This window comes from Aeromonas sp. QDB54, assembly GCF_027707385.1.
In the GTDB taxonomy this organism is placed as follows: domain Bacteria; phylum Pseudomonadota; class Gammaproteobacteria; order Enterobacterales; family Aeromonadaceae; genus Aeromonas; species Aeromonas hydrophila.
Genome location: NZ_JAPCIT010000057.1, coordinates 1 through 5,281, shown reverse-complemented (window position 1 = coordinate 5,281; position 5,281 = coordinate 1). Strand labels below are relative to the sequence as shown.

Genomic DNA, 5,281 nt, shown 5'->3' with positions numbered 1-5,281 from the left:
TCATGATGAACCCTGTTCCATGGCTCCAGATGACAAACATGATCTCATATCAGGGACTTGTTCGCACCTTCCCTAAAAATAAGCAGTTATCAATGACATCTATAGCCCATCCTTTGTCATGTGCTTTATTTAAGGTATGAGTAAGTTGGTTATCCCAAGTTTCAATAGGAAAGAACGGCTCCGGAATTTTCACTTGTTCATTTGTATCTGGGTCGATACCATTTCCAGTGCTGAGGACTGATGTAACATATAACATTCTATTCATCTGGCGAAACATGCGCTGAAGTTGTTTAATCGCTTGCTCGCCCTCTTGTTGGGCAAAATAGTGTAGGGCTTGATCACATTGAGAATGCATATAGAAGTCCATAAAATTACCAATTTTGGCGTTCATTTCCCCCTCTTTAACTTCTACTATTTTTAACCCTTTGTTTGGAGCGCACTCGAGTAAATCTCCAATTTGGATAAATGAGGTCAAGTCAGATATTAATGATACGGTATCTGGTTTTTCTTTTAATGATTCTTTAGCCGCAAATACCACTGACTTAAAATTACTGTTGTATAGATCTGGCTGAGGTATGGCCTTGAAAAACCTCCTCGCATAAGCAAGTTGATTTCCCAATAATTGCCACGCTATTGCATCCGCTATGCCCCTGATTATTAGCTCTTTGGGCGCGTCGATTTTTTCTCCGCTCAGAACAATGTCGATAATATCATCTTGAGCTGACATCATCCCCTGATTGGCAGAACTGTAGAATTGTTTTCTAAGTTCCTCATCATTTCTTAGTGTATCTATATTTGGTATTTTTTCCCATAGATGACTCGAACCTTGACACGCTTTACTATAGAGCCGTCTAGTTAAATCTTCATACTCGGGAGGGAACGCCTGATATCTTAGAGTTTTAACTAAGTCATACTTTACTTTTTTATGTTTCTTTTTACCCAACTTCGTATCCTCGCAAGTGTGGTGAAGATAAAACCAGGCTTAATAAAACTAAATAGTTAGATAGCCAAGCCTACAATTTTTATTGCTTAATAGAGCTGGTTGCCAACTGGCACATATTAATCAGAGGGATAGAAAACTGAAGGGGCAGGGGCCTAAAACCCGCTCTGGCTCAACAAATCAGTCAATAAGTGGCCTATTTTTTTCGGTTTGGCTTGATGATGACTTACCAGCCCGATAGCAAAACCAAACAACTTGCCGTTCTCCCTAGCTGCCTCTGTATGCTGCCCATCCTACTTTTGGCTCTTTGCTTGCCTCCCCGGATTTCGTCCCTTTGCTTGCGTGGTTTATGGTGTCCGATCCTTGCTCTAAATCCCTCTGGTCTGTTCCGTAAAGTGGTTGGAGCAGGGGCTGCCAGCCAGTGTCGACCTCGTCACTTTTGTCATGTCGATCAGAAGGCCGGCCCCTTCGTCACCCTCGTCAGTTGCGACTAATACCGCCTTTATCATCCAGATTATCTCTTTATTTTCATATGCTTGTGATTTTATGACGTGCCATCTGCCGGTGTTGGTCTGATAAATGCTTTGTGGGGGCAGACCGCATTGTCGCCTGCCTGGTGGGTGAGGGCGGTCGGGTGTAACGAACCATTTAGGATCCCTCTCTATGAACAGCTTCGTGATTGCAGATCCCAGTCTCTGTATTGGGTGTCGTACCTGTGAGGTGGCCTGCGCCGTTTCACACCAGTCAGGGTCCTGCAGCGGGACCCTTAAGCGGGAGGGCGGCCTGCATCTTGCCATCGAGGATGGACATCTGGTCTCCAAGGACAGCCATTTTCAGCCGCGCCTGAAGGTGATCGTGGGCAGCAAGGTGACCACGCCGGTGCTCTGCCGCCAGTGTGAAGACAAGCCGTGCGCCATGGCCTGCCCCAACAACGCCATCGTCACCGAGGATGGCTGCGTCAAGGTGCTGCAGGCGCGCTGCATCGGCTGCAAGTCTTGCGTGGTGGCCTGTCCTTACGGTGCCATGGCGGTGGTGGTGAAAGAGGTGGCCCCCACGGCCGATTCGCTCTTCAAGCGGCCGCAGACCAAGGCGCAGGCGCTCAAGTGCGATCTCTGCCAGCACCGCGAGGCGGGCCCGGCCTGTGTCGAGGTGTGTCCGACCCAGGCGCTGCGGCTGGTCACGCCGGCCCACCTTGACACCCTGAACCGGCAGAAGCAGCTGGCCAGTGCCGAGGCCCTGCTGGCGATGCCGGCGCGGGTGTGAACGGGCTTGCCGAGCCGTTTTTCGTTAACAAACAAGAGTGTGAGTCATGAAAAAAGTCATTACCGTGTGCCCCTATTGCGGCACCGGTTGCAAAATCAACCTGCTGGTTGAAAACGACAAGGTGGTGGGGGCCGAAGGCGCCAACGGCCGGACCAACGAGGGGCAGCTCTGCCTCAAGGGCTATTACGGTTGGGATTTCTTGAACGACACCAACCTGCTGACCCCCCGCCTCAAGAGCCCGATGATCCGCCGCGAGCGCGGTGGCAAGCTCGAAGCCGTCTCCTGGGACGAAGCCATCGAGTTCGCCAGCAGCCGTCTCTCGGCCATCAAGGCAAAATATGGCCCGGACGCCATCATGACCACCGGCTCTGCCCGTGGCCCCGGCAATGAAGCCAACTATGTGATGCAGAAATTTGCCCGCGCTGTGCTGGGGACGAACAACGTCGATCACTGCGCGAGGGTGTGACACGCACCCTCAGTCTCCGGTCTGGAGACAACAGTAGGCAACGGCGCCATGAGCAACGCCATTCCCGAAATTCAAGAGACCAAGTGCCTGCTGGTGTTTGGTTACAACGCTGCTGACTCTCACCCCATCGTCGCCCGCCATATCCTCAAGGCGAAGGCAAACGGGGCCAAGGTGATTGTGTGTGATCCCCGCATGGTGGAGACCGCCCGCATCGCCGATCAGTGGCTGCCGCTCAAAAACGGTTCCAACATGGCGCTGGTCAACGCCTTCGCCAACGTCTTGATCAATGAAGGGCTCTACAACAAGGCGTTCGTCGCCAACTACACCGAAGGGTTCGACACCTTCAAGGCCACGGTCGCCAAGTACACCCCGGAATACGTGGAAGGGATCACCGGCCTCAAGGCCGCCGATATCCGCGCCGCCATTCGCACCTATGCCGCATCGCCTGCTTCCATGATCCTGTGGGGCATGGGGGTGACCCAGTACGGTCAGGCGGTGGACGTGGTCAAGGGGCTCGCGGGGATTGCGCTGCTGACCGGCAACTTTGGTCGCCGTGGCACCGGCTGCGGGCCGGTGCGCGGTCAGAACAACGTGCAGGGCACCTGCGACATGGGGATGCTGCCGCACCAGTTCCCGGGTTATCAGTCGGTGGCCGATCCCGCCATCAGCGCCAAGTTTGCCAAGGCGTGGGGCGTGGAGTCGCTTTCCCAGAAACCCGGCTATCGGCTGACCGAGCTGGGTCACAAGGTGGAGGAGGGCAAGTGCAAGGCCTTCTACATCTTCGGGGAAGATCCGGCCCAGACCGAGGCCGATCTCGGTCAGTTCCGCCGTACCCTAGCGGGGATGGAGCTGGTGATCGTGCAGGATATCTTCATGACCCAGACCGCCGAGATGGCGGACGTCATTTTGCCCGCCACCAGTTGGGGCGAGCACGAGGGGGTCTACAGCTCGGCGGATCGCGGCTTCCAGCGCTTCTACAAGGCAGTGACGCCGCCGGACAACGTGAAGCCGGACTGGGCCATCTTCTCGCTGATGGCGACCGCCATGGGGTATCCCATGGAGTATCGCGACACCGAGCAGATCTGGGACGAGCTGCGCGGACTCTGCCCGCTCTACGCCGGGGTCAGCTACGACAAGATGGCCGATCTCAAGAGCGTGCAGTGGCCCTGTCCGACCGAGGATCACCCGGGCACCAGCACCCTGTTCGAGGGGAACGTGTTCACCACCCCGAGCGGCAAGGGCCAGCTGATCGCCTCCGAGTGGCGGCCGCCGCTGGAGCAGCCCTGTGCCGAGTACCCGCTGGTGCTCTCCACCGTGCGTGAAGTCGGCCACTACTCCTGCCGCTCCATGACCGGCAACTGCTCGGCGTTGCAGACCCTGGCCGATGAACCTGGCTATGTGCAGATCCACCCGAGCGATGCCAAGAAGCTCGGGGTGAAGGATCAGGCGCTGGTCTGGATCTCGTCGCGTCGTGGCAAGGTGATCACTCGGGCCAACTACAACGAGCGGGTCAACGCCGGGGTGGTCTACATGACCTACCAGTGGTGGATCGGGGCCTGTAACGAGCTCACCATCGAGCACGTGGACCCCGTCTCCTACACGCCGGAGTACAAGTACTGCGCAGTGAAAATTGAGCGTATCGAGGATCAGCCGGGGGCGGAAGTGTACGTCCAGACTGAATACAGCGCGCTCAAGGCGAAATTGCGCAGCGCCGCCAAAGGGTAATCGTCGTTAATAAAGTGGATCCAGGCTCTGTATACAGGGCCTGGATCCGCTCATCCTTTTTTCAGCTGGCAGGTGTCCATCATGAAAAATGAATTAAATCTTTCGTTCGGGATCTTTTATGTCTCCGCTTATTTGCTGGTGATGTTGTTAGGGATTGGGTGTTTTCTATGGCACGACGAATTGATATTTCTGCTGGGGTTTGCCTTCTTCGGCTGTTTTATCGCCGCGCGCATCGCCATGAGCGCCGTGCTGGCGGCATTGAGCGTGCAGGCGGCTTGGCTCATCGCCTTTCTCTCCACCACCCTGGTCAACTGCCTGCTGGCGGGCGTGCTGGGGCTCGGGGTCTATCTCACCCATCGGGTGGTGTCAGTGGAAATAGCTGACAATATCAGTGGGTTATTGCTGGGGCTTCAGCTCTTTTCGGCCGCCTTCATCTTCGGCGGGCTGAAACTGCACAACTACCGGCTGCTCTCCTCATGAGCCTGCGACAGCGGCAACAGGGGCAGAGGATGGGCCAGTTGGTGGCGATATGCGGCGAATGACGGCGATAGTGAAGCCATATTTGGGCGTGGCGGGAAATATCCGCTGACGGAGCTGTAATATGTGCCAGGGCCGGCTTGGTTGTAATGGGGATGGGGCTAACTTATTATGCCAGCCATCCTGCGATAATCTGCGCGATGCTATTTCGCTGCATGTTAGTTTTTATAATTAAGCGTTAAGTTTTTAAAAATTAATTATAACATCTGACTGCGATGGCTGATGCATTGTTTACCGTTGTTGCCGTGCTGCAATTGGCCGGCAAGGGTACCCATCTAGGGAAGGTGCGAACAAGTCCCTGATATGAGATCATGTTTGTCATCTGGAGCCATGGAACAGGGTTCATCATG

At 54.9% G+C, this 5,281-nt stretch carries 4 protein-coding genes; 3 read left to right on the top strand and 1 reads right to left on the bottom strand.

The genetic code is table 11. The annotated features are described in order from the left end of the window. Positions 1-49: 49 nt before the first annotated feature. Positions 50-943 carry a hypothetical protein gene (locus PG881_RS23640; protein WP_270803263.1) on the bottom strand — a complete coding sequence of 298 codons (894 nt, stop codon included), beginning with the start codon at positions 941-943 and terminating at the stop codon, positions 50-52. Between the two features lie 660 nt (positions 944-1,603). On the opposite strand from PG881_RS23640, the gene PG881_RS23635 reads away from it, so the two are divergent. The 3 genes from PG881_RS23635 (at position 1,604) to PG881_RS23625 (ending at position 4,874) form a co-directional block, all read left to right on the top strand. After that, entirely contained in the window at positions 1,604-2,203 is a 600-nt protein-coding gene (locus PG881_RS23635) for a 4Fe-4S binding protein (RefSeq protein WP_270803261.1), read from the top strand. A 46-nt stretch (positions 2,204-2,249) separates the two neighbouring features. Beyond that, positions 2,250-4,394, top strand: a complete 2,145-nt coding sequence (gene fdhF, locus PG881_RS23630; RefSeq protein WP_194760073.1) for a formate dehydrogenase subunit alpha — start codon at positions 2,250-2,252, stop codon at positions 4,392-4,394. Positions 4,395-4,475: 81 nt separating this feature from the next. Further along, a complete protein-coding gene (locus PG881_RS23625; RefSeq protein ID WP_005301849.1) occupies positions 4,476-4,874 on the top strand; it encodes a hypothetical protein in 399 nt (132 codons plus the stop codon). The last annotated feature ends 407 nt before the right edge of the window (positions 4,875-5,281 follow it).